General features: G+C 62.0%; 26 protein-coding genes. 21 read left to right on the plus strand and 5 right to left on the minus strand.

Annotated elements, in window-relative coordinates; translation table 11 throughout:
- Nucleotides 1-12: 12 nt before the first annotated feature.
- Genes frr through THIARS_RS15280 form a run of 13 tightly spaced genes read left to right on the plus strand, consistent with a single transcriptional unit; the run spans nt 13 to nt 12,583 of the window.
- Nucleotides 13-573 (plus strand): ribosome recycling factor, encoded by a 561-nt coding sequence (gene frr, locus THIARS_RS15220; RefSeq protein ID WP_094161632.1) that lies wholly within the window; start codon nt 13-15, stop codon nt 571-573.
- Between the two features lie 31 nt (nt 574-604).
- A complete protein-coding gene (gene uppS / locus THIARS_RS15225; RefSeq protein ID WP_094161633.1) occupies nt 605-1,348 on the plus strand; it encodes a polyprenyl diphosphate synthase in 744 nt (247 codons plus the stop codon).
- Between the two features lie 16 nt (nt 1,349-1,364).
- Nucleotides 1,365-2,198: a phosphatidate cytidylyltransferase gene (locus THIARS_RS15230; protein WP_094161634.1), complete on the plus strand. Its 834-nt coding sequence runs from the start codon at nt 1,365-1,367 to the stop codon at nt 2,196-2,198.
- Nucleotides 2,195-3,370 (plus strand): 1-deoxy-D-xylulose-5-phosphate reductoisomerase, encoded by a 1,176-nt coding sequence (gene ispC / locus THIARS_RS15235; RefSeq protein WP_094161635.1) that lies wholly within the window; start codon nt 2,195-2,197, stop codon nt 3,368-3,370. Before THIARS_RS15230 ends, ispC begins: the two co-directional genes overlap by 4 nt.
- 57 nt (nt 3,371-3,427) lie before the next feature.
- Nucleotides 3,428-4,786 carry an RIP metalloprotease RseP gene (gene rseP, locus THIARS_RS15240; protein ID WP_094162174.1) on the plus strand — a complete coding sequence of 453 codons (1,359 nt, stop codon included), beginning with the start codon at nt 3,428-3,430 and terminating at the stop codon, nt 4,784-4,786.
- 18 nt (nt 4,787-4,804) lie between these two features.
- Nucleotides 4,805-7,090, plus strand: coding sequence for an outer membrane protein assembly factor BamA (gene bamA / locus THIARS_RS15245; protein ID WP_094161636.1), 2,286 nt, complete (start codon nt 4,805-4,807; stop codon nt 7,088-7,090).
- A 17-nt stretch (nt 7,091-7,107) separates the two neighbouring features.
- On the plus strand, nt 7,108-7,674 hold the full coding sequence (locus THIARS_RS15250) for an OmpH/Skp family outer membrane protein (RefSeq protein ID WP_186436704.1): 567 nt from the start codon (nt 7,108-7,110) through the stop codon (nt 7,672-7,674).
- Nucleotides 7,675-7,676: 2 nt separating this feature from the next.
- A complete protein-coding gene (lpxD, locus tag THIARS_RS15255; RefSeq protein ID WP_094161637.1) occupies nt 7,677-8,750 on the plus strand; it encodes a UDP-3-O-(3-hydroxymyristoyl)glucosamine N-acyltransferase in 1,074 nt (357 codons plus the stop codon).
- 18 nt (nt 8,751-8,768) lie between these two features.
- The gene (gene fabZ, locus THIARS_RS15260; protein ID WP_094161638.1) at nt 8,769-9,215 is read left to right on the plus strand and encodes a 3-hydroxyacyl-ACP dehydratase FabZ; all 447 of its coding nucleotides are present in this window, start codon (nt 8,769-8,771) and stop codon (nt 9,213-9,215) included.
- Nucleotides 9,216-9,222: 7 nt separating this feature from the next.
- Nucleotides 9,223-10,017: an acyl-ACP--UDP-N-acetylglucosamine O-acyltransferase gene (gene lpxA / locus THIARS_RS15265; RefSeq protein WP_222423100.1), complete on the plus strand. Its 795-nt coding sequence runs from the start codon at nt 9,223-9,225 to the stop codon at nt 10,015-10,017.
- 20 nt (nt 10,018-10,037) lie between these two features.
- On the plus strand, nt 10,038-11,177 hold the full coding sequence (gene lpxB, locus THIARS_RS15270; RefSeq protein ID WP_094161640.1) for a lipid-A-disaccharide synthase: 1,140 nt from the start codon (nt 10,038-10,040) through the stop codon (nt 11,175-11,177).
- Nucleotides 11,178-11,182: 5 nt separating this feature from the next.
- Nucleotides 11,183-11,788 (plus strand): ribonuclease HII, encoded by a 606-nt coding sequence (gene rnhB, locus THIARS_RS15275; RefSeq protein WP_094161641.1) that lies wholly within the window; start codon nt 11,183-11,185, stop codon nt 11,786-11,788.
- A 12-nt stretch (nt 11,789-11,800) separates the two neighbouring features.
- Entirely contained in the window at nt 11,801-12,583 is a 783-nt protein-coding gene (locus THIARS_RS15280; protein WP_094161642.1) for a TrmH family RNA methyltransferase, read from the plus strand.
- 3 nt (nt 12,584-12,586) lie between these two features.
- On the opposite strand, the gene THIARS_RS15285 is transcribed toward THIARS_RS15280, so the two are convergent.
- Nucleotides 12,587-13,666: a DegV family protein gene (locus tag THIARS_RS15285; protein ID WP_094161643.1), complete on the minus strand. Its 1,080-nt coding sequence runs from the start codon at nt 13,664-13,666 to the stop codon at nt 12,587-12,589.
- Between the two features lie 58 nt (nt 13,667-13,724).
- On the minus strand, nt 13,725-14,543 hold the full coding sequence (ppsR, locus tag THIARS_RS15290; RefSeq protein ID WP_094162176.1) for a posphoenolpyruvate synthetase regulatory kinase/phosphorylase PpsR: 819 nt from the start codon (nt 14,541-14,543) through the stop codon (nt 13,725-13,727).
- Between the two features lie 194 nt (nt 14,544-14,737).
- Between ppsR and ppsA the strand changes: the two genes are divergently transcribed.
- The 6 genes from ppsA (at nt 14,738) to dnaB (ending at nt 20,106) form a co-directional block, all read left to right on the plus strand.
- Complete coding sequence (gene ppsA / locus THIARS_RS15295) at nt 14,738-17,137, plus strand: phosphoenolpyruvate synthase (RefSeq protein ID WP_094161644.1); 2,400 nt, start codon at nt 14,738-14,740, stop codon at nt 17,135-17,137.
- A gap of 92 nt (nt 17,138-17,229) precedes the next feature.
- Nucleotides 17,230-17,592, plus strand: coding sequence for a 30S ribosomal protein S6 (gene rpsF, locus THIARS_RS15300; protein ID WP_094161645.1), 363 nt, complete (start codon nt 17,230-17,232; stop codon nt 17,590-17,592).
- Between the two features lie 17 nt (nt 17,593-17,609).
- Entirely contained in the window at nt 17,610-17,918 is a 309-nt protein-coding gene (locus tag THIARS_RS15305; RefSeq protein WP_425444263.1) for a primosomal replication protein N, read from the plus strand.
- On the plus strand, nt 17,890-18,171 hold the full coding sequence (gene rpsR / locus THIARS_RS15310) for a 30S ribosomal protein S18 (RefSeq protein ID WP_094161647.1): 282 nt from the start codon (nt 17,890-17,892) through the stop codon (nt 18,169-18,171). Before THIARS_RS15305 ends, rpsR begins: the two co-directional genes overlap by 29 nt.
- Nucleotides 18,172-18,188: 17 nt before the next feature.
- Nucleotides 18,189-18,641, plus strand: coding sequence for a 50S ribosomal protein L9 (gene rplI / locus THIARS_RS15315; protein WP_094161648.1), 453 nt, complete (start codon nt 18,189-18,191; stop codon nt 18,639-18,641).
- Nucleotides 18,642-18,741: 100 nt separating this feature from the next.
- On the plus strand, nt 18,742-20,106 hold the full coding sequence (gene dnaB, locus THIARS_RS15320) for a replicative DNA helicase (RefSeq protein WP_094161649.1): 1,365 nt from the start codon (nt 18,742-18,744) through the stop codon (nt 20,104-20,106).
- Between the two features lie 11 nt (nt 20,107-20,117).
- On the opposite strand, the gene THIARS_RS15325 is transcribed toward dnaB, so the two are convergent.
- From THIARS_RS15325 to THIARS_RS15335, 3 genes are all read right to left on the minus strand, one after another.
- Nucleotides 20,118-21,809, minus strand: a complete 1,692-nt coding sequence (locus THIARS_RS15325; protein WP_094161650.1) for a PhoH family protein — start codon at nt 21,807-21,809, stop codon at nt 20,118-20,120.
- 185 nt (nt 21,810-21,994) lie between these two features.
- Nucleotides 21,995-22,459 (minus strand): peroxiredoxin, encoded by a 465-nt coding sequence (locus THIARS_RS15330; RefSeq protein WP_094161651.1) that lies wholly within the window; start codon nt 22,457-22,459, stop codon nt 21,995-21,997.
- Between the two features lie 133 nt (nt 22,460-22,592).
- The gene (locus tag THIARS_RS15335) at nt 22,593-22,994 is read right to left on the minus strand and encodes an Mth938-like domain-containing protein (RefSeq protein ID WP_094161652.1); all 402 of its coding nucleotides are present in this window, start codon (nt 22,992-22,994) and stop codon (nt 22,593-22,595) included.
- 102 nt (nt 22,995-23,096) lie between these two features.
- On the opposite strand from THIARS_RS15335, the gene THIARS_RS15340 reads away from it, so the two are divergent.
- Nucleotides 23,097-24,341 carry a pyridoxal phosphate-dependent aminotransferase gene (locus THIARS_RS15340; RefSeq protein WP_094161653.1) on the plus strand — a complete coding sequence of 415 codons (1,245 nt, stop codon included), beginning with the start codon at nt 23,097-23,099 and terminating at the stop codon, nt 24,339-24,341.
- Nucleotides 24,342-24,405: 64 nt separating this feature from the next.
- Complete coding sequence (locus tag THIARS_RS15345; protein ID WP_094161654.1) at nt 24,406-25,716, plus strand: homoserine dehydrogenase; 1,311 nt, start codon at nt 24,406-24,408, stop codon at nt 25,714-25,716.

Below are 25,716 nucleotides of genomic sequence, written 5' to 3' on the forward strand. Positions count from 1 at the left end.
TACTGAATCATCATGACAATCGCCGAGATCAAGAAAACCAGCGAGCAGAAGATGCTCAAATCCATCGAAGCGCTCAAGTCCGATCTGGCCAAGGTGCGGACGGGACGCGCGCACACCGGGCTGCTCGACCACGTCATGGTGGACTATTACGGCACCATGATGCCCATCAACCAGGTGGCCAATGTCAATTTGCTCGACGCGCGCACCATCAGCGTGCAGCCCTGGGAAAAGAAGATGGCCCAGGCCGTGGAGAAGGCCATCCGCGAATCGGACCTGGGGCTGAACCCCCAGAGTCAGGGCGATCAGATCCGCGTGCCCATGCCGGCCTTGACCGAAGAGCGCCGGCGGGAACTCGTCAAGGTCATCAAGCACGAGGCGGAAAGCGCCAAGATTGCGGTGCGCAATTTGCGCCGCGACGCGAACCAGCAGCTCAAGGATCTGGTCAAAGCGAAAGAGGCGTCGGAAGATGATGAGCGCCGCGCGCAGGACGATATCCAGAAAATGACCGACCGCTTCATCGTGGAAGTCGACAAACTGGTGAGTCAGAAAGAAGCGGAAATCATGGCGGTCTGACGGCCCGCCGTGCGAGCAAGGAGCGAATCTGGTGTCGAAGCAAACTCCGAAACGATCCGAGCCGGCACCTGCCGGCCTGCGCCATGTCGCCGTGGTGATGGATGGCAATGGGCGCTGGGCGCAGCGCCGGCTTCTGCCGCGCACGGCAGGCCACAAATTCGGCGTGGACGCGCTGAAAAGCACCGTGCGCGGATGCATCGCGCAGGGCGTGTCCTATCTGACCGTCTTCGCTTTTTCTTCCGAGAACTGGAATCGCCCCGCTGACGAGGTCAAGGCCCTGATGGACCTGTTCGTGCAGGCCCTCCGGCGCGAAACGCGCGAACTCGCCGAACAGGGGGTGCGCCTGCGTTTCGTCGGCGACCGCAGCGCATTCGAGGCACCGATGCGCGATCTGATGCAGCAGGCCGAAGATCTCTCGGCAGCCAACACGCGCCTGGTGCTCAACGTCGCCATCAACTATGGCGGTCGATGGGATCTCGTGCAGGCCATGCAGGCCTTGCAGGCCAGCGGCGAAGCGGTGACCGAGCAGAACCTGGAACGGCATCTATGCCTGGCCGACATTCCGGCGCCGGACTTGCTCATTCGTACCGGTGGAGAGCGGCGCCTCAGCAACTTCCTGCTTTGGCAGGTCGCCTACACCGAGTTCTATTTCACCGATACCCTTTGGCCCGATTTCGACGAGAAATCGTTGGCCATCGCCATCGCCGACTATGCACAACGCGAGCGGCGCTTCGGCACCGTTCCGGTGCGGGTCCAGGGTCTGCGCGTGGCCTGAAGGCTGCGCAACATTCATGCTTCGTACCCGCATCATCACGGCGGCAGTGCTGCTTGCAGTGCTGCTGCCGTCCCTGTTTTTCGCTTCAGCCTTTGTGTTCGCCGGTGTTGCCGGGGCCTTTGGCTGCGCTGGCATGTGGGAATGGGCGCGCCTTGCCGGGCAAAAACCGGTCGCTGCCTTGGGCTGGGCCGCCTTGTGGCTGATCGTGGCGGCAGGAACCTTGTCTCGCATGACCTTGGGTTCCGGATCGCATCTCGGACTGGACGGGGCTTTTGTCGCCGCGGCGCTGGTCTGGGCGGTGCTCCTGGTCTCCAGCTTGCCCAGGGCGGCGTTGCCAAAACCTCTTGCCGTTCCCCACATCCTCGCGGTTTTGGGTTTCGTTGTCATGTTCGCGGCGTGGTTGGCCTTGTTGCGGGCCCGCCAGGCTGGAGCGGGCTTCCTGCTGTCGGTGCTCTTGGTCGCCTGGGTTGCCGATGTCGCCGCGTATTTCGGCGGCCGCGCCTTCGGACGGCGCAAGCTGGCCCCCCGGATCAGCCCAGGCAAAACCTGGGCCGGCGTCTACGCCGCGCTCTTGGCCGTTCTGGCATATGGCCTGTTGTGCAGCCTCGTGCCCGCGTTGTCCGACACCCTGCTGGCCCGCATCGACCGGATGTTCGGCATGGCGGCCATGCTGGGCTGCGCGGCGCTGTTTCTTGCGCTCAGCATCATGGGTGATCTGTTCGAATCGCTGCTCAAGCGGCATGCCGGGGTCAAAGACAGCAGCGCCCTGTTGCCCGGCCACGGCGGCGTGCTCGATCGCGTCGACGCCTTGCTGCCCCTATTGCCGGTTGCCATCTTGTTTCTCGCATGAAGCGCGTCGCCATTCTCGGTTCCACCGGCTCCATAGGACAAAACACCCTGGAGGTCCTCGCTCTGCATCCTGATCGCTTCGAGGTCTTTGCACTCGGGGCGAAGCAGCGCGACGACTTGCTGCTGGAACAATGCCTGCGCTTCCAGCCGCGCTATGCCATGCTCAGTGACGCGGCGGCTGCCGCGCGCTTGCGTGCGGCTTTGCAGGCATGCGGCAGTTCGACCGAGGTGATGCAGGGCGACGCGGCGCATACGCAGCTTGCCGCGGCTGCCGAAACCGATATCGTGATGGCAGCGATCGTCGGCGCCGCAGGGCTTGCATCCAGCCTGGCCGCGGCGCATGCCGGCAAGCGCGTGCTGCTGGCCAACAAGGAGTCGCTGGTGGTCGCCGGAGACTTGTTCATGCAGGCCATGCGGCAGGGGGGCGGGGAACTCATTCCCATCGACAGCGAGCACAGCGCAATCTTGCAAAGCCTGCCTGACGACCGCGCCCACTGGGCCGACACCGTGCGCGACATGACGCTCACGGCGTCGGGCGGCCCGTTTCGGCAGCTTGACCCGGCCGCGCTGCACGACATCACCCCCGACCAGGCCTGTGCGCACCCGAACTGGAGCATGGGCCGCAAGATCTCGGTGGATTCAGCCACGATGATGAACAAGGCGCTGGAAGTCATCGAGGCGCATCATCTGTTCGGCATGCCAGCGGAGAAGATTCGGGTTCTGATCCACCCGCAGAGCATCGTGCACTCCATGGTCGGCTACCGCGATGGTTCGGTGGTGGCGCAACTCGGCGCGCCCGACATGCGTACGCCCATCGCCTATGGCCTTGCATACCCGCAGCGCATGGCTTCCGGTGCGTCGTGGCTCGATCTGGCGCGCATTGGCAGGCTTGATTTCGAACAACCCGATCCGCAACGCTTTCCCGGTCTAGGGCTCGCTTACGCAGCCCTTTCGATGCCGGTGGGGGCGTGTGCCGTGCTCAATGCCGCCAATGAGCAGGCCGTGAGCGCGTTTCTGCAAGGCCGTATTCGCTTTACCGAGATTTACCGCGTCAATGCAGAGACCTTGCAGGATGTCGACGTGGGCCGCGTGCATGGGCTCGACGATCTATTCGATCTCGATGCCAGGGCGCGGGCGCGAGCGCAGTTCCATATCGATGCGCTGGTTGCTTGAACCGGGGCACAATGCGTTCCGGTGCTGCCGGATGCGCGGCGTCCCAAGGGGTTTCTGATGGTCACAGTGCTTGCATTTCTGTTCGCGCTCGGTTTGCTCATCACCATCCATGAATATGGGCATTACCGGGTGGCCGTCGCGGCCGGCGTCAAGGTGTTGCGGTTCTCAATCGGCTTCGGCAAACCGCTGCTGAAATGGACGCGCGGGGCAGATCGCACCGAATTCGTCATCGCCGCGATTCCGCTGGGCGGCTTCGTGCGCATGGTCGATGAGCGAGAGGGCAATGTCGCGGAGGAAGATCTTCCACGCGCCTTCAACCGGCAACCCCTACGCAAGCGTGCGGCCATCGTCGCAGCCGGCCCGGCGGCCAATCTCCTGCTGGCCGTGGTCTTGTTCGCCCTGGTCGCCTTCGTCGGGGTCCGCCAGCCGCTTGCCTTGCTCGGGGCGCCCCCCGCCGGCAGCCCCGCCGCGCAGGCCGGGGTGCGCTCAGGAGATCTTGTCCAGTCCGTGACCATGGGCAGTAGCACGCAGGCCGTGCAATCCTGGGAGGATCTGCAATTCCAGTTGCTGAGCGCCGCGCTCGACGGGCAGACCGTCACGATGCACATCAGGGCCGCGGACGGCAGACCATCGAGCGTCGTGCTGCACTTCACCGATGCGCAAGACAAGGCCAGTCAACCCGATTTCCTGGCTTCCTGGGGTTTGCACCTGAAAAGCCCCCCGGCCAAGATTAACAAGGTCATTCCCGGCAGTCCGGCAGCCAAAGCAGGCATGCTCCCAGGGGATCTCGTCACGCAGGCCGACGGCAAGCCAATCGCGAGTGCAGGTGCGCTGCTGCGGGCCATTCAGGCCAGCGACGGCCGGCCCTTACGCTTGGTTGCCAGGCGCGCCCAGCAAGACGTTGTGCTGAGCGTGCAACCACAGCGCCAGAGCGCCGCCGCGAATGGACAGCAGGTTTGGCGAATCGGTGCGATGCTCGGCGGCGAAATCCCGACCGTGGTGGTCAAGAGCGGGCCCTTGGCCGCGATAGGCCAGGGTTTTTCACGAACCTGGGAACTCAGCGCGTTGACGCTCAAGACGCTGGGCAAGATGGTGATCGGCCAAGCCTCGCTCAGCAATCTGAGCGGGCCTGTGACGATTGCCGATTACGCGGGCCGCAGCGCCGAACTGGGATGGCTTGCGTACCTCAGTTTTTTGGCCATCATCAGCGTGAGCCTTGGCGTGCTGAATCTGCTGCCTCTGCCGGTCTTGGACGGGGGGCATCTCTTGTATTATGCGATCGAAGGTTTTACGCGTCGCAGTATTCCCCAGCGTTTGCAGGAAAGGCTGCAGCAAGGCGGCCTCGCCGTCATCGCGCTCATGATGGCCATTGCTCTGTACAACGACTTCGCCCGACTGATCGGGCCATTCCATTGATTCCGCTCCGAGGTTAATTTGAGGTTCCGTCACGCATTGCAGGGTACTGCCGTGGCCGTGTTGGCTGTGGCCTGTGCACAGGCCTACGCCGCCGACACTTTCATCATCAAGGACATTCGCGTCGATGGCCTGCAACGGACCGAACCCGGGACCGTTTTCAGCTATTTGCCCTTCCGTGTGGGCGACACCTACACCCCGGAAAACGGCGCGGCTGCCATTCGCGCGCTGTTCGCCACGGGCCTGTTCAAGGACGTGCGTATCCGTACCGATCACGACGTCGTCACCATCATCGTCGAAGAGCGCCCGGTGATCGCTAATGTCGACTTCACGGGGACCAAGGAGTTTCCGAAGAAGACCCTGATCGAGGCTCTCAGCCAGGTCGGACTTGGCGAGGCGCATCCCTACGACCAGGCGCTGGTGGATCGCGCCGTGCAGGAACTCAAGCAGCAGTACCTGGCCAAGGGCTATTACGGCGTCGAGGTCAGCACCACGGTCACCCCGCTCGAACGCAACCGCGTCAATGTGCTGTTCAATGTGACCGAAGGGGCGATCGCGAAGATTCGCGCCATCCGGATCGTCGGCAACAAGGTCTACAGCGAGAGCGATCTGCGCGATCTGTTCTCCCTGTCTACACCCGGCTGGCTGAGCTGGTACACCAAGTCGGACCAGTACTCGCGTGCCAAACTCAACGCCGATCTGGAAACCCTGCGTTCCTACTATCTCGACCGTGGCTATCTGGACTTCCGCATCGAGTCGACCCAGGTGGAACTGTCTCCGGACAAGGACAGCATCTATATCACGGTCAATATCCACGAGGGACCGAAGTACACGGTTTCAGGCTACAAACTCGAAGGCAACTATCTGGGCCTGGATGACGAGTTCAGGCCGCTGGTCAAGCTCAAGCCGGGGGATGTCTATAGCGCCAAGCTGCTCAATGAGAGCGTCAAAGCCATGGTCGACAAGTTCGGTGTCTACGGCTATGCCTTCGCCCGTGTCGAACCCAAGCCTGAGATCGATCACGACACGCACGAGGTCTTTTTCACCATCGACTCCGATCCCGGCAGGCGCATTTACGTGCGCAAGATCGACATCTCCGGCAACACCCGCACGCGCGACGAGGTGATCCGCCGCGAGTTCCGCCAGTTCGAGGATGCCTGGTACGACGTCGACCGCATCAAGTTGTCGCGCGACCGCGTCGACAGGTTGGGTTACTTCAAGGATGTGACCCTTGGCACCCGCGAGGTTCCCGGCACCAGCGACCAGGTCGATCTCGACATGCACGTCACCGAGAAACCCACCGGCATGCTCGGCCTAGGGGTGGGTTTTTCGAGCGCGAACCATCTCTCGTTCAACGCGTCGGTCAGCCAGGACAATATTTTCGGCAGCGGCAACAACCTCAGCGTTGATTTCAACACCTCGAGCTACTACCGCACCCTGGCCGTCTCGAGTACGAACCCCTATTTCACCCAGGACGGCATCAGCCGCACGGTGAATGTCTACTACCGCACCATCCAGCCGTATTCCAGCCAGGGCAACAACTACACGATCAAGACGCCGGGATTCAACGTGCAGTTCGGCGTGCCCTTCACGGAACTCGACCGCGTGTTCTTCGGCGTGGGTTTCGAGCGCTACACCCTGGACCTGTCCCCCGGCGCCCCGGCGGCCTATATCAGCTACGTCAACCAGTTCGGCCAGACTTCGTCGGGCGTGCCGCTGACCATCGGCTGGCAGCGCGACAGCCGCAACAGTGCCCTGGTCCCGACGGATGGCCGCTATCAGCGTTTGAGCGTGGAGTACAGTCCGTTCAGCACCTTGCGCTACTTCCGTTCGACCTATGAGTACCAGCAATTCTTGCCTGTGACTCGGCAGACCAATCTGGCGTTCAATGGGCTGCTCGGCTACGCGCATGGCCTCAACGGGCAGCCGCTGCCAATTTTCAAGAACCTCTATGCCGGCGGCATCGGCACGGTTCGAGGCTTTCAGCAAAGCTCGCTCGGCCCGCAGGATGCCCAAGGCAACGCGCTGGGCGGGGCCAAGTTGCTGGTGGCGGATCTGGAATACCAGTTCCCGTTCCCGGGGACCGGCGCCGACAAGAGCTTGCGTATGTCGACCTTTCTCGACAGCGGCTATGTCTGGGGTGAGAACCAAAAGGTCAGCTTGGCGGACATGCGCGCTTCGGTCGGCATCGCCGTCTCGTGGATCTCGCCGATCGGCCCCTTGAAATTCAGCATTGCCAAACCTATACGCTCGCAGCCCGGCGACAAGCTGCAGGCGTTCCAGTTCACCGTCGGTACCGCCTTCTGAACCCGCTCTCTGACACCATGAAGTTGATGACCCGTCTGACCCGCTATACCCTGAGCGCAAGTTTGTGCACCGCCGCTTTGCTGTCCTGTGTTCCTGCGTTGGCCCAGACTGCGCCAGCGAAGCCTTCAGCGAATGCCGCCGCGTCCAGCGGCAAGATCGGTTTCATCAACACCGAACGCATCCTCAAGGACTCGGCCTTGGCAAAAGCGGCCCAGCAAAAACTGGAGGCCGAGTTTTCCAAGCGCGACAAGGAACTGCAGGACATGGCCGCGAAGATCAAGGCGCTCAATCAGAAGCTGGAAAAGGATGGGCCGGTGATGTCCGATTCCGACCGCATCAACACCCAGCAGCAATTGGTGGAGATGAATCGTGAGTTCCAGCGCAAACAGCGCGAATTCGGAGAGGATCTGAACGCCAAGCGCAACGCCGCGCTGGCCATCGTGCTCGACAAGGCCAACAAGGTGGTCAAGGAGATCGCCGAGAAGGACAATTACGACATCATCTTTCAGGACGCCGTCTACGTGAACCCGCGTATCGACATCACCGACAAGGTCCTGAAGGCGCTGGATGCGTCCGGCAAGTAAAGATGAGCGAGTGGCCCTTGGGGGCGGGGGAAGGCCTGCGGGTTGGCGACATTGTTGAGAAATTGGGCGGCACGCTGCTAGGGGACAGCCAGCGCCGCGTCCGCGGCATCGCTCCCCTGGATCGGGCAGGTCCGGCGGATATCGCCTTTCTCAGCCAGCCCGGCAAGCGCGCCTGGCTCGAAACATGCAAGGCCGGTTGCGTGATCCTGCCTCAGGATTTCGAGGCCGAAGCCAGTCGCTTCGCTGCATCAATCCTCACCCCCGACCCTTACCTTTATTACGCGCGCCTGGCGCAATGGTTTTCTGCGTTGCAGGGCGAGGACGCGACCCCCGGCGTTCACGCCACAGCGGTCGTGGACCCCGCCGCGCGGGTGGCGTCCACCGCAAGCGTGGGCGCGTGCGCCGTGATCGAGCGTGGCGCGGTGGTGGCGGATGGGGCCGTCATCGGCGCGGGTTGCTACATCGGTCGCAATGCCGTCATCGGTGCCGCCACACGTTTGCATCCGCGCGCCGTGGTGCTGCATGGCTGCATCCTCGGTGCGCGCTGCATCGTGCACGCGGGAGCGGTGATCGGCTCCGATGGTTTCGGCTATGCACGCGATGAGCAAGGCGCGGGCGTGAAAATCCCGCAGACCGGCGCCGTCGTGATCGGGAACGACGTGGAAATCGGCGCCAACACCACGATCGATCGCGGCGCTTTGGACGATACCCGCATCGGCGACGGCGTGAAAATCGACAATCAAGTGCAGATCGGACACAACGTCGAAATCGGACCGCACACGGCCCTGGCCGGTTGCGTCGGTGTCGCGGGCAGTGCCCGCATTGGCGCCTATTGCTTCATCGGCGGAAGCGCGGGGATTCTTGGTCACCTCGTGATTGCCGACCACGTGACGATTTCAGCCATGTCCTTGGTGACGCGTTCCATCAGTCAGCCCGGGCGTTACGCCGGGGTGTTTCCGCTCGATACCCAGGCGAATTGGGCCGAAAATGCTGCCGCCGTCAGGCAATTGGGCGCCTTGAGAAGCCGCCTGCGACAACTCGAGAAACGCCAAGACAAAAACATCGACAAGACCTAAGCACATCCTGCCCAAGCCATGACTGTTTTCGACATCAACCAGATCCAAAAACTCTTGCCTCATCGCTACCCCTTCCTGCTGATCGACAGGGTGGTGGAATTCGAGAAGGGCAAGCGCATCCTGGGCTACAAGAACGTTTCGTTCAACGAGCCGTATTTCGCCGGCCATTTCCCGCAAAAACCCATCATGCCGGGCGTGCTGATACTGGAAGCCTTGGCGCAGGCCGCCGGCATCCTGGCATTCGGAACGCTGGAGACGACGGCCAACGACAATTCCGTCTATTACCTCGTCGGCATCGACGGCGCCCGCTTCAAGCGCCCGGTCGAGCCGGGCGACCAACTCATGCTCGAAGTCGAACTGGTGCGCAGAATGCGCAGCATCTACAAGTTCAACGCCGTGGCCCGCGTCGGGGATGAAGCGGTCGCGGAAGCCGAGTTGATGTGCACCGAGCGCATGATCGATTGACGGAGTTATCTTGAGCTTGATCCACGCAACGGCGCTCGTCGACCCGAAGGCGCAAATCGCACCGAATGTCAGCATCGGACCTTACAGCGTCATCGGTGCCGAGGTCTGCATCGATGCGGGCACCGAGATCGGCCCGCATGTCTGCATCCAGGGCCGCACCCGCATTGGGCGCGACAACCGCATCCACGCTTTCTGCTCCCTGGGCGGCGTGCCGCAGGACAAGAAATATGCGGGCGAGCCCACGGAATTGCATATCGGGGACCGCAACACGATTCGCGAATACTGCACCTTGAACCTGGGCACGGTGCAGGATGCCGGCGTCACCCGGCTGGGCAACGACAACTGGATCATGGCCTATGTGCATCTGGCGCACGACTGCCAGGTCGGCAACCACACGGTATTCGCCAATAGCGCCCAATTGGCCGGCCATGTGCACGTCGGCGACTGGGCCATCCTGGGCGGCTACACGGGCGTGCATCAGTTCGTGCACATCGGCGAGCATGTGATGACCGGCATCAGCTCGGTGGTGACGCAAGATGTGCCTCCCTTCGTGCTTTTGGCCGGCAGCCCCGCGGTGCCGCACGGGATCAACGCTGAAGGCTTGCGCCGCCGCGGTTTTGACTCCGCCCGCATTGCCGTGCTGCGCGAGGCCTACCGCAAGCTGTATCGCCAGGGGCTGGCGCTGCAGGAAGCCCTCGGTGCCTTGATGGCGTTGCAGCGCGAGCATGCGGACAGCCATGACGATCTGGCGCGTTTGCTGTCCTTTCTCGCCGGCAGCAAGCGCGGCATCGTGCGGCCCTGATTCAGACACGGTTTCCGAGCATGCCTGCCGGCTCGATAGCCATGGTCGCCGGAGAGCCGTCCGGTGACTTGCTCGCCTCCCATGTCCTGAGCGCCCTGCATGCCGCAGAACCCGGCCTGGTGTGTGCGGGCATCGGGGGGGCGCGCATGCAGGAGCAGGGTTTCACCGCCTGGTGGCCCACCGAGCGCCTCGCCGTGAACGGCTATGCGCAGGTCCTGCCTCGCCTGCCCGAACTCCTCTGGATACGCAGACGCTTGCGTCTGCGCGTGTTGCGCCAAGCCCCCGCGGCCTTCGTCGGTGTGGATGCGCCCGATTTCAATCTCGGGCTGGAGCGCCATTTGCGTTCGGCGGGCATTCCCACGGTTCATCTGGTCAGCCCCTCCATCTGGGCTTGGCGACGCGAACGCCTGCAGGGCATCACCCTGGCCGTGGACCATATGCTGTGCGTATTTCCCTTCGAGCCCGAGCTTTACAAGGGCACGCGGGTACGGGCGACCTATATCGGCCACCCGCTGGCCGAGGTCATTCCGGAGCAACCCGACCAGCAGGCCGCACGCGCTTTGCTCGGCCTTGAGGGGACGGCCAAGGTCCTCGCCGTCCTGCCCGGCAGCCGGGCAGGAGAGGTGGCGCAGATCGGGCCGAGCTTTCTCGGCGCCGCGGCCCTGCTTCAGCAACGCCACGGGGTGCGGGTTCTGCTGCCGGTCGCGCAAGAGGGGTTGATGCCGGCGCTGCGCCGGCAGTTGCGTGATGTCCCCGCACTCGACATCCAGTTGCTTGCCGGACAGTCCCACCTGGCCATGGCGGCTTGCGACATCGCCCTGGTGGCCAGCGGGACGGCGACACTGGAATGTGCGCTGTTCAAGCGCCCCATGGTCATCGGCTACCGCCTGCCGGCCTTGTCCTGGCGCATGATGGCCGGCAAAGGTTACCAGCCCTGGATCGGTTTGCCGAACATCCTGGCCCGCGAGTTCCTGGTTCCCGAACTGCTGCAGGACGCCTGTACGCCACGCGCGCTCGCCGACGAAGCCGAGGCTTTGCTCCATGATTCGCAGCGACAGCGCCACCTGCGCGCATGTTTCAGCGAGATGCATGCGCAATTGCGTCGTCCGACGGCGAGCCTTGCGGCGCAGGCCATTCTGGAAAGTGCGCGCCTGCGCTGAGCACGATGCAGGCCGAACTTCCCTTCTCAAGCGTCGAACGGTTGCCCGGCCTGGTTGCCGGCTGCGATGAAGTCGGTCGTGGTCCATGGGCTGGCCCCGTCGTGGCGGCAGCCGTCATTCTCGACCCAGCCCGGGTGATCAGCGGCCTGGCCGATTCCAAGGCGCTGACCGCCAGACGCAGAGTGCAACTCGATGGGCTGATTCGAGATGCTTGCCTCGCGATGTGCATCGGACAGGCGAGCGTCGAAGAAATTGATCGGCTGAACATCCTGCAGGCGACCTTCCTGGCCATGCAGCGCGCGGTGGCTGGGCTGGCACTGCGGCCCGAACTCGTACTGGTGGACGGCAATCGCGCCCCCGACCTTCCCGTGGCATGTCAGACCATCGTCGGGGGGGACGCCACACAGCCGGCCATCAGCGCAGCGTCCATCGTGGCCAAAGTGTTCCGCGACAGCTTGATGCAAAACCTGGCCGACCAATACCCCGTTTACGGGTTTGAGCGCCATTTCGGCTACGGCACAATGCAGCATCGACAGGCTCTGCAACAGCATGGGCCTTGTGCCGAGCACCGACGCAGCTTTTCCCCGATACGTCGCCTGATCCAACCCTGAGCGAAGAACGCCGTGAAACGCATCATTTCCGCTGAAAATCCCCTGGTCAAAACCCTGCGCGCGCTCAGCAGCGAACCCGGCGCGGTCAAGCGCCTTGGCCAGGTCTGGCTGGAAGGCATCCATCTCGTCCAAGCCGCGCTTGACAGCGGGCACCATGCCGATCCGCTGGTGACGACCGACGACGGCCTGCTGCAGCCCGAGATCGCCGCACTGGTCGAGCGCGCCGGAAGCACCAATACGGTCATCCTGCATCGCGCCCTGTTCAGCTGGATTTCAACGGTGGAAAACGGCCCGCAGGTGGGCATGTTGATCGACAAACCGCGTGGCGCAAAACCCAAGCCAGGTACCGCGATCGTGCTGGATCGCATTCAGGACGCGGGCAATGTCGGCACGATGTTGCGCACGGCTGCAGCAGCTGGCTGCGGTGCGGTTTATTTGCTGCGGGGCACGGCCGGTGCATGGACGCCCAAGGTTCTGCGCGCGGCCATGGGGGCCCACTTCTACCTGCCCATTTTCGAGGATGCGCCCTGGGATCAGGTGGCCAACATCGTGCCGCGCCCCATTTATGCCACGGCAGCCGTGGCCGACATGGCGCTGTATGACTTGTCCTTGGATCGGCCCGTGACCTGGGTGTTCGGAAACGAGGGGCAGGGCATATCGGAGCACCTGATGGCGAAGTGCTCGGCCATGGTTTGTATCCCGCAGGCCGGGGCCGTGGAGTCGCTCAACGTGGCCTCCGCCGCGGCCGTGTGCCTGTTCGAAGGGGTCCGGCAGCGCAAGCTGGTCAAGGCCTAGGACCTACGCGTGGCGCCGGCTTCCGGGCGCCTGGATCAGGGCCAGGCTGAGCGAGCCGCTCGACGCCCAGATCCGCCCAGCCAGGCTCATGTGCGTGACATGAAGGCGCACTTGCATGCGGTCTGCCTGCAGGCGCAAACGGGCGAACTCGGGCCAGGCTTGCAGCTCGCGGATACTTCCATCGAAACTGATTTGTAGATGGGTTCCCTGTGGGCCGCCATCCTGCAGCGCTTTCTCGGCGATGGCAAAAACCTCGGATACCGCAGTGCGCCAGCGCTTGGCGCGGGCGTCGCAGTGCAAGCCTTGCGCATCGCAGGAAAGAATCGGATAGGGATTCCAAAGGCGGCTGATTCCCGCTGAACAGGCCTGAACCCAGGGGGCCAGTGCCGGATTGGCGAGCCGGGACAGGGTTGACGCGAGGTCTGCTGGGTAGCGTGGAACCAGCCACTGCTGCGTCATCCCGGCAAGTTGCGTTGCCGCCTGTGCCACCTGGGCTGCGGGCTCCCCAGCGTCGAGTTTTTTCAAGAGGACGCGCGCCTGCAGGGCAGGGCCCGAGAGCATTGAACCTCCGTCCAGGCAAAGCACCTGGAGTTCCGGGGCGAGTCCTCGGCTGCGGCGCATCTCATGAATTTCCTCCAGATGCTGCAGCAGCAGGGTCTGCAGGGCGGCTGCGGGATCGCTGAGCGCGCGCATCGAGCCGATATAGATCAGCCAGTCGGCATTGACGGCGATGTTCGGATAGAGGCGGTATTCCAGTCCCTCGACGCTGGGCGCGGCGATCTGCGCCGTGCGCAAGCGTTCGCGGCTGAGGTGGCGCAACTCGCTGCGCTTCTCGCGCAGACCCTTGTCCATGAACGTGCGCCCAGGCCACTGAATCGCCAGCGGCAGGACACGCATGCGCGGATTTTGGGTCATCGCCCCCGAGGTGTCGGCGGCCGCGTCGACCATGACCACACCATAAGGATTTTGCTGCCGCTGCGGATTGACCGGCAGGGCCAACTCGCGCTCGGGCCTTTGCTGCTGGGTCGAAGCAAACCCCAACAGGTACTCGTTCTTGTTGCTTTCATACGAAGTCGTGGCCATGGTTGCTCGAGGTTGGGGTTGCGGCGGGAATCAACCCGTGCGCGGCGGTCGCCAGGTTTCAGTATTCCAGACGATCGGGGCGGATGAGTTGAAGGATGGTGGTGGCGATCTCCTCGATCGATTTGTGCGTGGATGACAGCCAGCGTATGCCTTCGCGTCGCATCAGCCGTTCTGCTTCCGCGACCTCCTCGACGCAATTCGGCAGCGACGCGTAGTTGCTGCCGGGTTTGCGTTCGGTACGAATCGCGCTCAGTCGCTCGGGAGCGATGCTCAGTCCAAACAGCTTCGTGCGATGCGGCACCAAGGCCGATGGAAGGCTCATGCGGGAAAAATCTTCCGGGATGAGCGGATAGTTTGCCGCGCGCACGCCGTGCTGCATCGCGAGATAGAGCGAAGTCGGCGTTTTGCCGCTGCGTGAAACCCCAACCAGAATCACGTCGGCCAAGGCCAGATTGCGGGAAGACTGGCCATCGTCGTGCATCAACGCGAAATTGATGGCGTCCATGCGGTCGGCATAGCGCGAGCTGCTCGTGACTTCGGAGAACTGGCCGATGCGGTGGTTCGACTTGATGCCGAACGCCGTTTCCAGGGGCTCGATAAACGTGGTGAACATGTCCAGGACCAAGCCGCTGCATTCCCGTATGACATGCAAGACATCCGCATTCACCAGGGTGATGAACACGATGGGCGGGCGGCCTTCGTTGCGCGCGGCGTGGTTGATGCGTTCGACCGCCCGGTGGGCTTTGTCGACCGTGTCGACGAAAGGCAAGCGTACGCGGTGTGGATGGACGTCGAACTGCGCCAGAATCGCGTTACCGAATGTTTCGGCCGTGATCCCGGTGCCGTCGGAGACGAAGAACACGGAAGGATTGGGCATGTCGCGTTGCATCAAAAAGGGAAGCTGGGCCTAGAATCCCAGGCATAGACCAGCCTGCACGGCTTCGCACCAGCGCGCATCTGCGGACATCTCATGACTGCATCAGAACAGGACCAACAACACATGCAGCCTCCGTGTTTGCCTAGCCGTGGCAGGACTTGCCCAGTTTTCTTTCATTCTATTGAGGGTTGTCCATGTCAAATCAAAGCCAGGTGCGCTTTAGCGACACCGATTGGGTGGTGCCATTCGAGCGGTTGAGAATGCAGGATGTCGACGTGGTGGGCGGTAAGAACGCCTCCCTCGGCGAAATGATCAGCCAACTCACAGCAAGCGGCGTGCGCGTTCCAGGAGGTTTTGCCACCACGGCTTACGCCTTTCGCCAGTTTTTGCAGCAGGGCGGGCTCGATGCGCGGATCAGGCAGGCCCTCGATCAGCTCGATGCCGACGACGTGCGCGCCTTGGCCAGCACGGGCGCGAGTATCCGCCAGTGGGTGCTGGAAACGCCCCTGCCGGCCGGGCTTGAGCACTCCATCCGCGAGCATTTCGGCAAACTCGCAGCCGACCAACCCGATGCCAGCTTTGCCGTCAGGTCTTCCGCGACGGCCGAGGATCTACCTGACGCCTCTTTCGCCGGGCAACAGGAAACGTATCTGAACGTCACGGGCATTGATGCCGTGCTCGACAAGGTGAGGCATGTGTTCGCCTCCATGTTCAATGACCGCGCCATTTCCTACCGCGTTCACCAGGGCTTCGAGCATCACCAGGTGGCCTTGTCGGCCGGGATCCAGCGCATGGTGCGCAGCGATCTGGGCGCGGCCGGCGTCATGTTCACGCTGGACACGGAATCCGGTTTCGAGGACGTCGTCTTCATCACGTCTTCCTACGGTCTTGGTGAAACCGTGGTGCAAGGCGCGGTGAACCCGGATGAGTTCTATGTCTTCAAGCCCACATTGCGCGCGGGGAAATCCGCCGTCATTCGTCGAAATCTGGGGTCCAAGCTGCTACGCATGGAATTCGCGCCCCCTGGCTCCGCACATCTCGTGCAGACCGTGGATACGCCTTCGGAACTACGCAATCGCTACAGCCTGGGTGACGCGGAGGTCACGGAACTGGCCAAATTCGCGCTGACCATCGAACAGCATTACGGCAGACCCATGGATATCGAATGGGGCAAGGATGGCAAGGATGGGCATCTTTACATCCTGCAGGCCCGTCCGGAAACCGTCAAATCACGCGCGCAGGGACGCATCGAGCAGCGTTATACCTTGATGCAAAAGAGCGCGGCCCTTGTGACTGGGCGCGCCATCGGCCAGAAGATCGGCGCCGGTCCGGTTCGCGTGGTGAACTCCGTTGCCGAAATGGACCAGGTCCGGGCGGGCGACATCCTGGTGACCGACATGACCGACCCGAACTGGGAGCCGGTGATGAAAAGAGCTTCGGCCATCGTCACGAATCGAGGCGGCCGCACATGCCACGCCGCGATCATCGCGCGGGAGATGGGTATTCCTGCCGTGGTGGGCTGTGGCGACGCCACCGAGTTGCTCAAGGACGGCATGCTGGTCACGGTGTCTTGCGCCGAAGGTGATACGGGAATTGTCTACGAGGGGTTGCTGGAAACCGCCGTGAACGAAGTCAAGCGCGGCGAAATGCCCGACATTCCGTTGAAGATCATGATGAATGTCGGCAATCCGCAGCTGGCATTCGATTTCTCGCAGATCCCGAATGCCGGCGTTGGACTTGCGCGATTGGAGTTCATCATCAACAACAACATTGCCGTGCATCCGCGCGCCGTGCTTGAATATCCCAATGTCGACGCCGACCTGAAGAAGGCTGTGGAGAGTGTGGCGCGCGGTCACGCGAGCCCGCGCGCGTTTTACATCGACAAATTGACCGAGGGCATCGCCACCATCGGCGCGGCCTTCTATCCCAAGTCGGTCATCGTTCGCCTGTCGGATTTCAAATCCAACGAGTACAAGAAGCTGATTGGCGGGTCGCGCTACGAGCCCGATGAAGAGAATCCTATGCTGGGCTTCCGCGGAGCGTCGCGTTATGTCTCGCCTGATTTTGCGCAGAGCTTCGAGATGGAGTGCATCGCACTCAAGCGCGTGCGCGACGAGATGGGGCTGACCAATGTCGAAATCATGGTGCCGTTCGTGCGCACCTTGTCCGAAGCGCAGGGCGTTGTCGAACTGTTGGCGCGCAATGGCCTCAAGCGCGGCGAGAACGGCTTGCGCCTGATCATGATGTGCGAGGTGCCGTCGAATGCCGTGCTGGCATCCGATTTCCTGAAGTTCTTCGATGGGTTCTCGATCGGCTCGAACGACCTGACCCAGCTCACGCTCGGCCTGGACCGCGATTCCGGACTCGTGGCCGAGGCCTTCGACGAACGCGATCCGGCCGTGCTGGCGCTCATCAAGCAGGCGATCGACGCGTGCCGGGCCGAGGGCAAATACATCGGCATCTGCGGCCAGGGGCCGTCGGATCACCCCGATCTGGCGCAATGGCTGATGGAGCAGGGCATCGGATCGATTTCGCTCAATCCGGATACCGTGGTTGCGACCTGGCAGGCTCTGGCCGGCAAGCCCTTGCAGTGATCTATAATTAAATGTTTCTTTGCCACACCGGGCCTGACGCCCCGGGTGGCTTTATCCGTAAAGAAGCCCCGAGCGGGTTAGAAGGAGTCTCTATGCGTCACTATGAAATCGTTCTCATCATCCATCCCGACCAGAGCGAGCAGGTTCCCGCGATGGTCGAGCGCTACAAGGGCGTTGTCACCAGCAAGGGCGGTGTGGTTCACCGCTTCGAGGATTGGGGGCGCCGCCAGATGGCTTACCAGATCCAGAAGCTGGCCAAGGCTCACTACCTGTGCTTGAACATCGAGGCCAACCAGGACGTGCTGCAGGAACTCGAGCACAGCTTCAAGTTCAGCGACGCGGTGCTGCGCCACCTGATCGTCAAGATGGACAAGGCTGAAACCCAGCCTTCCATCATGATGCGCTCGGTCGAGCGCGAAGAGGCCCGCAAGGCGCAGCCGGAGCAAGTTGCCTGAGCATCAACCGACTCGAGATACTCGCGGCAGTGGTCGAGCGCGGTCGTCTGCGCTATACGCCGGCCGGCATCGAAGTCTTGGATCTGCGTTTGACCCATGCATCGACTCAGCATGTCGGCACGCAGGCTCAGCACATCGAATTGGACTTGCAAGGCGTCGCCTTCGCCGAGATGGCCTGCAAACTCCAATACGTGGAGGCAGGCCAGACTCTGCGACTCGCCGGATTCCTGATGCCCAATCGTCGCGGATCTCGAACACTCAAACTGAACATCACCGAATGGATTGAGGAGCCTGAACATGGCCTTTTTCAAGAAAACCGATCGTAAGAACAAACCCAAGCGCAACCAGCAATCGTCGCTGTTCAAGCGCAAGCGTTTTTGCCGCTTCACCGTCGCGGGCGTCGAGCGCATCGACTACAAGGATCTGGACACCCTGCGCGAATTCCTGGCCGAGAACGCCAAGATCATTCCAGCCCGCCTGACCGGTACGCGCGCGATTTACCAGCGCCAGCTCAACACGGCCATCAAGCGCGCCCGTTTCCTGGCTCTGATGCCGTTCTCCGACCAGCACAAGAGCTGAATAGCAAAGGACATCCCATGCAAGTCATCCTGCTCGAAAAAGTGACCAATCTCGGCAACCTCGGCGATGTGGTCAAGGTGAAAGACGGCTACGGCCGTAATTTCCTGATTCCTCAACGCAAAGCACGTACCGCGACGGCGCAGGCCCTGCGCGAATTCGAAGCCAAGCGCGCCGAATTGGAAAAGCTGGCGGCCGAGAAACTCGCCGCTGCCCAGGAACTGGCCAAGAAAATGGAGGGCATGACGGTTCAACTCGTCCAGAAAGCCGGCGTCGACGGCCGGCTGTTTGGCTCCGTGACCAACCACGACATCGCCGAGGCTCTCGGTAAGCAGGGCTTCACCGTGCCGAAGGCCGCGATGCGTATGCCGAACGGCCCTCTCAAGGCCGTGGGTGATCACGCGGTTGAGGTGTCCTTGGCCACCGACGTGACCGTAAGCATCACCGTTTCGGTGCTGGGCGAGCACGTTTGAGGCCCACGCCTTTGACGATCGAGCCGCGCTATGCGCGGCTTTTTTATCCCTGAAATCTTGTTTACCCCGCCGCTGCTGTCTCGCTGGTAAAGTCCTCGCCATGTCCGCCCTGATGGATTCCGCAATCGAAGGTTTGCGTACGCCGCCGCATTCGGCGGAAGCTGAGCAGTCGGTGCTCGGAGGCCTGCTGCTCGACAACCAGGCTTTCGACCGTGTTGCCGACATCCTGCACGTCAGTTTTTTTTATCGCCATGAACACCGGCTCATTTATCAGACCATCAGCGCATTAATCCAGGCGACCAAGCCAGCCGATGTCATTACGGTCCTCGAAGCCTTGCAGTTGCAAGGGCAGGCCGAATCTTGCGGAGGACTGGTTTACCTCAACAGCCTGGCTCAAAGCGTACCGAGTGCGGCCAATATTCGTCGCTATGCGGAGATCGTTCGCGAACGCGCCATCTTGCGCAATCTCGTCACGATCAGTGACGAGATTGCGCAAAGTGCGCTCAACCCGCAAGGCAGAGCGGTGCAGCAGATCCTCGACGAAGCCGAGTCGAGGATCTTTGCCATTTCGGAAGACGGGGCGCGCGGCAAGGCGGGTTTCCAGCCGATGAAGCAATTGTTGGGCGAATTGTTGGACCGCGTGCAGCAACTCTCCGAGCATGGCGGTTCCGATATCACCGGTGTGGCGACGGGGTTTGCCGACCTCGATCGCATGACGGCGGGGATGCAACCGGGCGATCTTGTGATCATTGCCGGCCGTCCATCGATGGGGAAAACCTCCTTTGCCCTCAATATCGCCGAGCACGTGGCGGTCAATGAGCAGTTGCCGGTTGCCGTGTTCAGCATGGAAATGGGGGCCTCGCAACTTGTTCTGCGCATTGTGGGCTCGATGGGGCGCATCGACCAATCGCATCTGCGAACCGGGCAACTCACCGAAGACGAGTGGTCGCGTTTGCCCGAGACCATTGAACGCTTGGACGACGTGCAACTCCACATCGACGAGGCTCCGGCGCTCAATCCGCTGGAAGTTCGTGCCAGGGCGCGTCGCCTGGCCCGACAATGCGGCAAACTCGGCCTGATCGTGATCGATTACCTGCAGTTGATGACGTCCTCGCGCGACGGTGAGAATCGGGCGACGGAGATCTCCGAGATTTCCCGTTCGCTGAAGGCTCTGGCGAAAGAACTGGCTTGTCCCGTGATCGCCCTGTCACAGCTCAATCGTGACCTCGAGAAACGTACCGACCGCCGTCCCGTGATGAGCGACCTGCGCGAGTCCGGCGCCATCGAGCAGGATGCCGACGTGATCCTGTTCATCTACCGCGACGAGGTCTACAACAAGGATTCGAAGGACCAAGGCGTGGCCGAGATCATCATCGGCAAGCAGCGTAACGGGCCCATCGGGACCGTGAATCTGGCCTTCCTGCGCCAGCTCACGCGATTCGAGAATCTGGCGCGCGAGTTCTGAGCAGGAGGACCCTAGAGAATTTCGGTGGCGTAATCCGCAAGGCGGCTGCGCTCGCCGCGCGCCAGGGTGATATGCCCGCTGTGCTTCCAGCCCTTGAAGCGATCCACCACATAGGTCAGGCCCGAACTGCCTTCGCTGAGGTAGGGGGTGTCGATCTGGGCGATATTGCCCATGCAGATCAACTTGGTCCCGGGTCCGGCACGGGTGATCAGCGTCTTCATTTGCTTCGGCGTCAGGTTCTGGGCTTCGTCGATGATGACGAACTTATTCAGGAAGGTGCGGCCACGCATGAAATTCATGCTCTTGATTTTGATCTTCGAGCGGATGAGTTCCTGGGTTGCCGCACGGCCCCATTCACCGCCCTGCGAAGCGCCGCCAGCCTGATTCAACACTTCGAGATTGTCGTCCAGCGCGCCCATCCACGGCGACATCTTTTCTTCTTCCGTGCCGGGCAGGTAGCCGATGTCCTCGCCGACGGGCACCGTGACGCGCGTCATGATGATTTCGTTGTAGCGGCGATCTTCCAGGACTTGGTGCAGGCCAGCGGCCAAGGCAAGCAGGGTCTTTCCCGTTCCCGCCTGGCCGGTGAGCGTGACAAAGTCCACTTCCGGGTCGAGCAGCAGGTTCAGAGCGAAGTTCTGCTCCCGATTGCGCGCGGTCACGCCCCATACCCCATTTTTCTGGTGGCTGTAATCGCGTATGACCTGCAGTACCGCCGTGGATGCGCGAATCTCCTTCACGCGGGCGTACAGTGGGGTCGCGCTAGGGGATTCCCAGTAAACGGCCTGATTGACCAGCATGGCCGAAACCAGCGGACCTTGCAGGCGGTAGTAGGTGTGTCCGCCCTGCTGCCAGCTTTCCACGGACTGGGTTTGCTGTTCCCAGAAATCCGCCGGCAAGGGCAGCACGCCGCTATAGAGCAGATCGGCATCATCCAGGGTTTTGTCGTTGGCGTAGTCTTCCGCGTGCAAGCCCAAGGCGCGAGCCTTGACTCGCATATTGATGTCCTTGGACACGAGCACCACGGGACGATCGGGGTTGGCTAGTGTCAGGGCCTGCAAGACCGCCAGGATCTGGTTGTCGGCCTTGCCTTGGGGCAAGGCCTCGGGTAGGCGCGCTTCATGCGCCTTCGTCTGGAAGAACAGACGGCCGCGCGCTTCACGGTGCCCCGTGTGATCGAGACGGATGCCTGTTTCGATGCTGCCTTCGACGCCAGCGACCAGAGCATCCAGCTCACGGCTGGCTTGGCGCGCATTGCGTGCCACTTCCGACATGCCTTTTTTATGCCCGTCGAGTTCTTCGAGCGTGACCATGGGCAAATAAACGTCGTGCTCCTCGAAGCGGAACAGCGAGGTCGGATCGTGCATCAGCACATTGGTATCCAGCATGAACAGCTTGGAGACCTCCGGAGCCTGCGCCGCAGAGCGCTTGGCAGGTTTGCGCGGCGCCTTGGCGTTTTCTGAAGGGGACGCTGCCGCCACCAAGACTTCGCCAACAGGCCCGGTGGCCGGCAACAAGTCGCGCACAGGGGATGCAGTCATTGGTGCAATTTGCGCTTTTTGCGCGGGCCGCGCTTGAGAAGGTTTTGCCGAAGCCGCGCGCGCCTTGACTGGAGGATGAACATTCACGGCCTCGGTTGTCGCCGGCGTCGAGGACGCCTTGACCAGTGATCCGAGTTTCGAGGGAGGCTTGGGCAGGGGCATGACGGTTGGAGTGGGAAAAGAAACTCAGAGTGAATTGCTGTGCTGAACGAGCACGCATGCCTGAGAAACAAAACAACCGCCGTTCGGTCGAGACCAAAGGGCGGTTGTCGGGCTGGCAGGCGAAAGGCAGAGGTCCTTGCGCCTTGGGTCTGGCGCAGAACGGACGAGCCAAGAATGATCCGGATTCAAAGTTTGCGCACGGCCTCGAGGACTTCTTCGACGTGGCCTGCAACCTTCACGCCGCGCCATTCCTGGCGAAGAACACCCTCGGCATCGACCAGGAAGGTGCTGCGCTCGATGCCCTTGACTTTCTTGCCGTACATGATCTTGTTCTTCACCACGCCGAACATGTGGCAAAGCTTTTCCTCGGTGTCCGCGATCAAGTCAAAGGGCAGTTCGAGGTTGGCGCGGAATTTGTCATGCGAAACCAGGTTATCGCGCGATACGCCAAAGATGACGGCGCCAGCCTTGTCGAATTGGGGATACAAGTCGCGGAACTGCATGGCTTCGGTCGTGCAGCCGGGGGTCATGTCCTTGGGGTAAAAGTACAGGATGAGTTTGCTGCCCAGATAATTTTTCGGGCTGAATTTGATTTCGCTCGTGGCCGTAGCCTCGAAATCCGGAACAAGCTTGTTAAGCACCAAAGCCATGAAGTCTCCTGATAGCGGGCCGTACATGTCGGCAACAGTTGGTTTCTTGGCCCCCTGTCGCCACCCCGAAGGCCAAACGCCCACGCATGCCGAAGTCACCCGTCAACAACACTGCGCATTTTAACAAGCCGGGTTACAAATCATCCGGAGTGCCGGTATTTGTGGGGCTGACGACCAGGCCCGCGACGACCCGGCGGCCTTCGCTCGCAAGGATGTTGTAGGTGCGGCAGGCCGCCGCGGTGTTCATCACCTCAAATCCTATGCCCTGCGCCATCAGCGGCTGCAGCAAGGACGGATGGGGAAATTGCTGCTGCGTTCCAGTGCCGATGATGACGATTTCCGGTCTCAACGCGATCAGGCGCGTAAAGTCGGCCTCGGTCAGCGCCGCGAATCCGGCGCATCCCCAAGGTTCCGGCGCCGCATCGGTGCCGAGGCAGATGCCTTGCAGATGGCGGACATGGTTGACCTCCACGAACCCTTGGCCTTGTGCGGAAATGCTGTAGGAGGCCTGATTTGAGTCGGGTTGCAGCTTCATGGACAGTCGCGGTCTGACCCCGGGTAGGGTGCTGAGTAAACGCGGTAAATTATAGGGTTCGCTCCCCGGTTGAACGGCTCGCGGGGCAGGGTGGTTCAGGGTATGGGAGGCTGTGTGCGGGAATTTCGGAAATCGAACAAGTTGGCGGATGTCTGCTATGACATCCGCGGGCCGGTGCTGGATAAGGCCCGGCAGATGGAAGAAGATGGTCAACGCATCATCAAATTGAACATCGGCAACTTGGCCGTGTTCGGCTTCGATCCGCCCGACGAGATCGTGCAGGACATGATCCACAACCTGCCGCAAGCGGCCGGCTACACCGACTCCAAAGGTCTGTTCGCGCCACGCAAGGCCATCGTCCACTACTCGCAGGAAAAGGGTGTGGCCGGGGTGACCATCGACGACGTGTTTCTCGGCAACGGGGCTTCGGAACTCATCGTCATGAGCATGAACGCCCTGCTGAACAATGGCGACGAGGTGCTGATTCCCTCGCCCGACTACCCGCTTTATACCGCCGCGGTTTCCCTTTCGGGGGGCAGACCGGTGCACTACGTCTGCGACGAGCAATCCGACTGGTATCCGGACATCGCCGATATCCGCAGGAAGATCACGTCCAATACCCGTGCGCTGGTCGTCATCAACCCGAATAATCCCACCGGCGCGCTCTATCCGCGCGAGTTGCTCCTGGAATTGATTCAGGTCGCACGCGAGCATGACCTCGTGTTGTTCGCCGATGAAATCTACGACAAGACACTCTATGACGGGAATGTCCACACCAGCATTTCCGCGTTGGCGGATGACGTGCTGTTCGTCACGTTCAACGGTCTGTCCAAGAATTACCGCTCCTGCGGCTACCGTTCGGGTTGGATGGTGGTGTCGGGCAACAAGCGCGGCGCGCGCGACTATATCGAGGGCCTGTCCATGTTGGCCTCGATGCGTCTGTGCGCCAATACACCCGGACAATTGGCGATCCAGACGGCCCTGGGCGGCTACCAGAGCATCCGGGACTTGGTCGCACCGGGCGGACGACTGACCCGACAACGCGACCTGGCCTATGACCTGCTGACCCAGATTCCGGGGGTGAGCGTGGTCAAGCCCAAGGCCGCGCTCTATATGTTCCCGAAGCTTGATCCCGCGCTTTACCCGATCGCCAACGACCAGCAGTTCGCATACGACCTGTTGGCGGAAGAACGGGTGCTCATCGTGCAAGGTACGGGTTTCAACTGGCCGCGGCCGGACCATTTCCGTCTGGTTTTTCTGCCGAATGCCGACGACCTGACCGAGGCTATCGGCCGCATCGCACGCTTCCTCGACCATCAGCGCAAGCGCAAGTTGATTGCGGCTTAACGGTGATGCCTTGTTCGGCATGCGAACAATATTCGCAAGGCCTTCTCCTCCCTTTTTTCCGACGATGAATCCAATTCAGATTGCCCTGCTGGGCGCGGGCACCGTGGCTTCCGGCGTGGTCAAAGTCCTCGAGCGCAATCAGGAGGAACTACGCCGCCGCGCTGGGCGTGGCATCGAGGTTGCCGCAGTCGCTGCGCGCAACCCGGAGAAGGCGCGCGAGGCCCTGGGCCAGGACCTGCCAATCACCCAGGACTTCATGCAACTGGCGACCCGATCCGATATCGACATCGTCGTCGAGTTGATGGGTGGAATCTCGCCCGCGCGCGAATTGGTCCTGGCTGCGATCGCAGCAGGCAAGCATGTGGTGACGGCGAACAAGGCGCTGATCGCCTTGCATGGCAATGAAATCTTCGCTGCCGCGCAAGCCAGGGGCGTGATGGTGGCATTCGAGGCCGCCGTGGCCGGGGGCATCCCCATCATCAAGGCCCTGCGCGAGGGGCTGGCTGCCAACCGCATCGAGTGGGTGGCCGGCATCATCAACGGCACGACCAATTTCATCCTGTCCGAAATGCGCGACAAGGGCGCGAGTTTCGAAACCGTGCTCGGCGAAGCCCAACGCCTGGGCTATGCCGAGGCCGATCCCAGCTTCGATATCGAGGGCATCGACGCCGCGCACAAGATCACCATTCTGTGCGCCATTGCGTTCGGTGTGCCGGTGCAGTTCGACAAGGCGTACATCGAGGGCATCGCCAAGCTCGACGCGGCCGATATCCGCTATGCCGAGTTATTGGGCTACCGCATCAAGCTGCTTGGCATCACGCGGCGCACGCCCGCAGGCATCGAATTGCGCGTGCATCCCACCCTGATCCCGGCCACGCGTCTCGTGGCGAACGTCGAGGGGGCGATGAACGCCGTGGTGGTGCAGGGCGATGCGGTGGGTGCAACGCTGTACTACGGCAAGGGCGCGGGCCCCGAGCCGACGGCCTCGAGCGTGATCGCCGATCTGGTGGATGTGACGCGGCTGCACACAGCCGATCCTGAGCAGCGCGTTCCGCATCTGGCGTTCCAGCCGGGTGCGCTGGCCGATACCCCCATCCTGCCGATCGAACAGGTGCAGACGGCCTACTATCTGCGCATTCGCGTGCGCGATGAAGCCGGCGTGCTTGCGGAAATCACCCACATTCTGGCCGAGGGCGGCATGTCCATCGACGCTTTGCTGCAACGTCCTTCGGGCGAAAGCGACCAGCACACCGATGTCATCCTGCTCACGCATGAAACCATCGAGAGCCGGATGAACCAGGCCTTGGCCAGCATCCAGGCGCTGGATACCGTCTTAGCTCCGATCGTGCGTTTGCGCAAAGAGGAGTTGCGCTGA

Source organism: Thiomonas delicata (assembly GCF_900088825.1).
In the GTDB taxonomy this organism is placed as follows: Bacteria; Pseudomonadota; Gammaproteobacteria; order Burkholderiales; family Burkholderiaceae_C; genus Thiomonas_A; species Thiomonas_A delicata.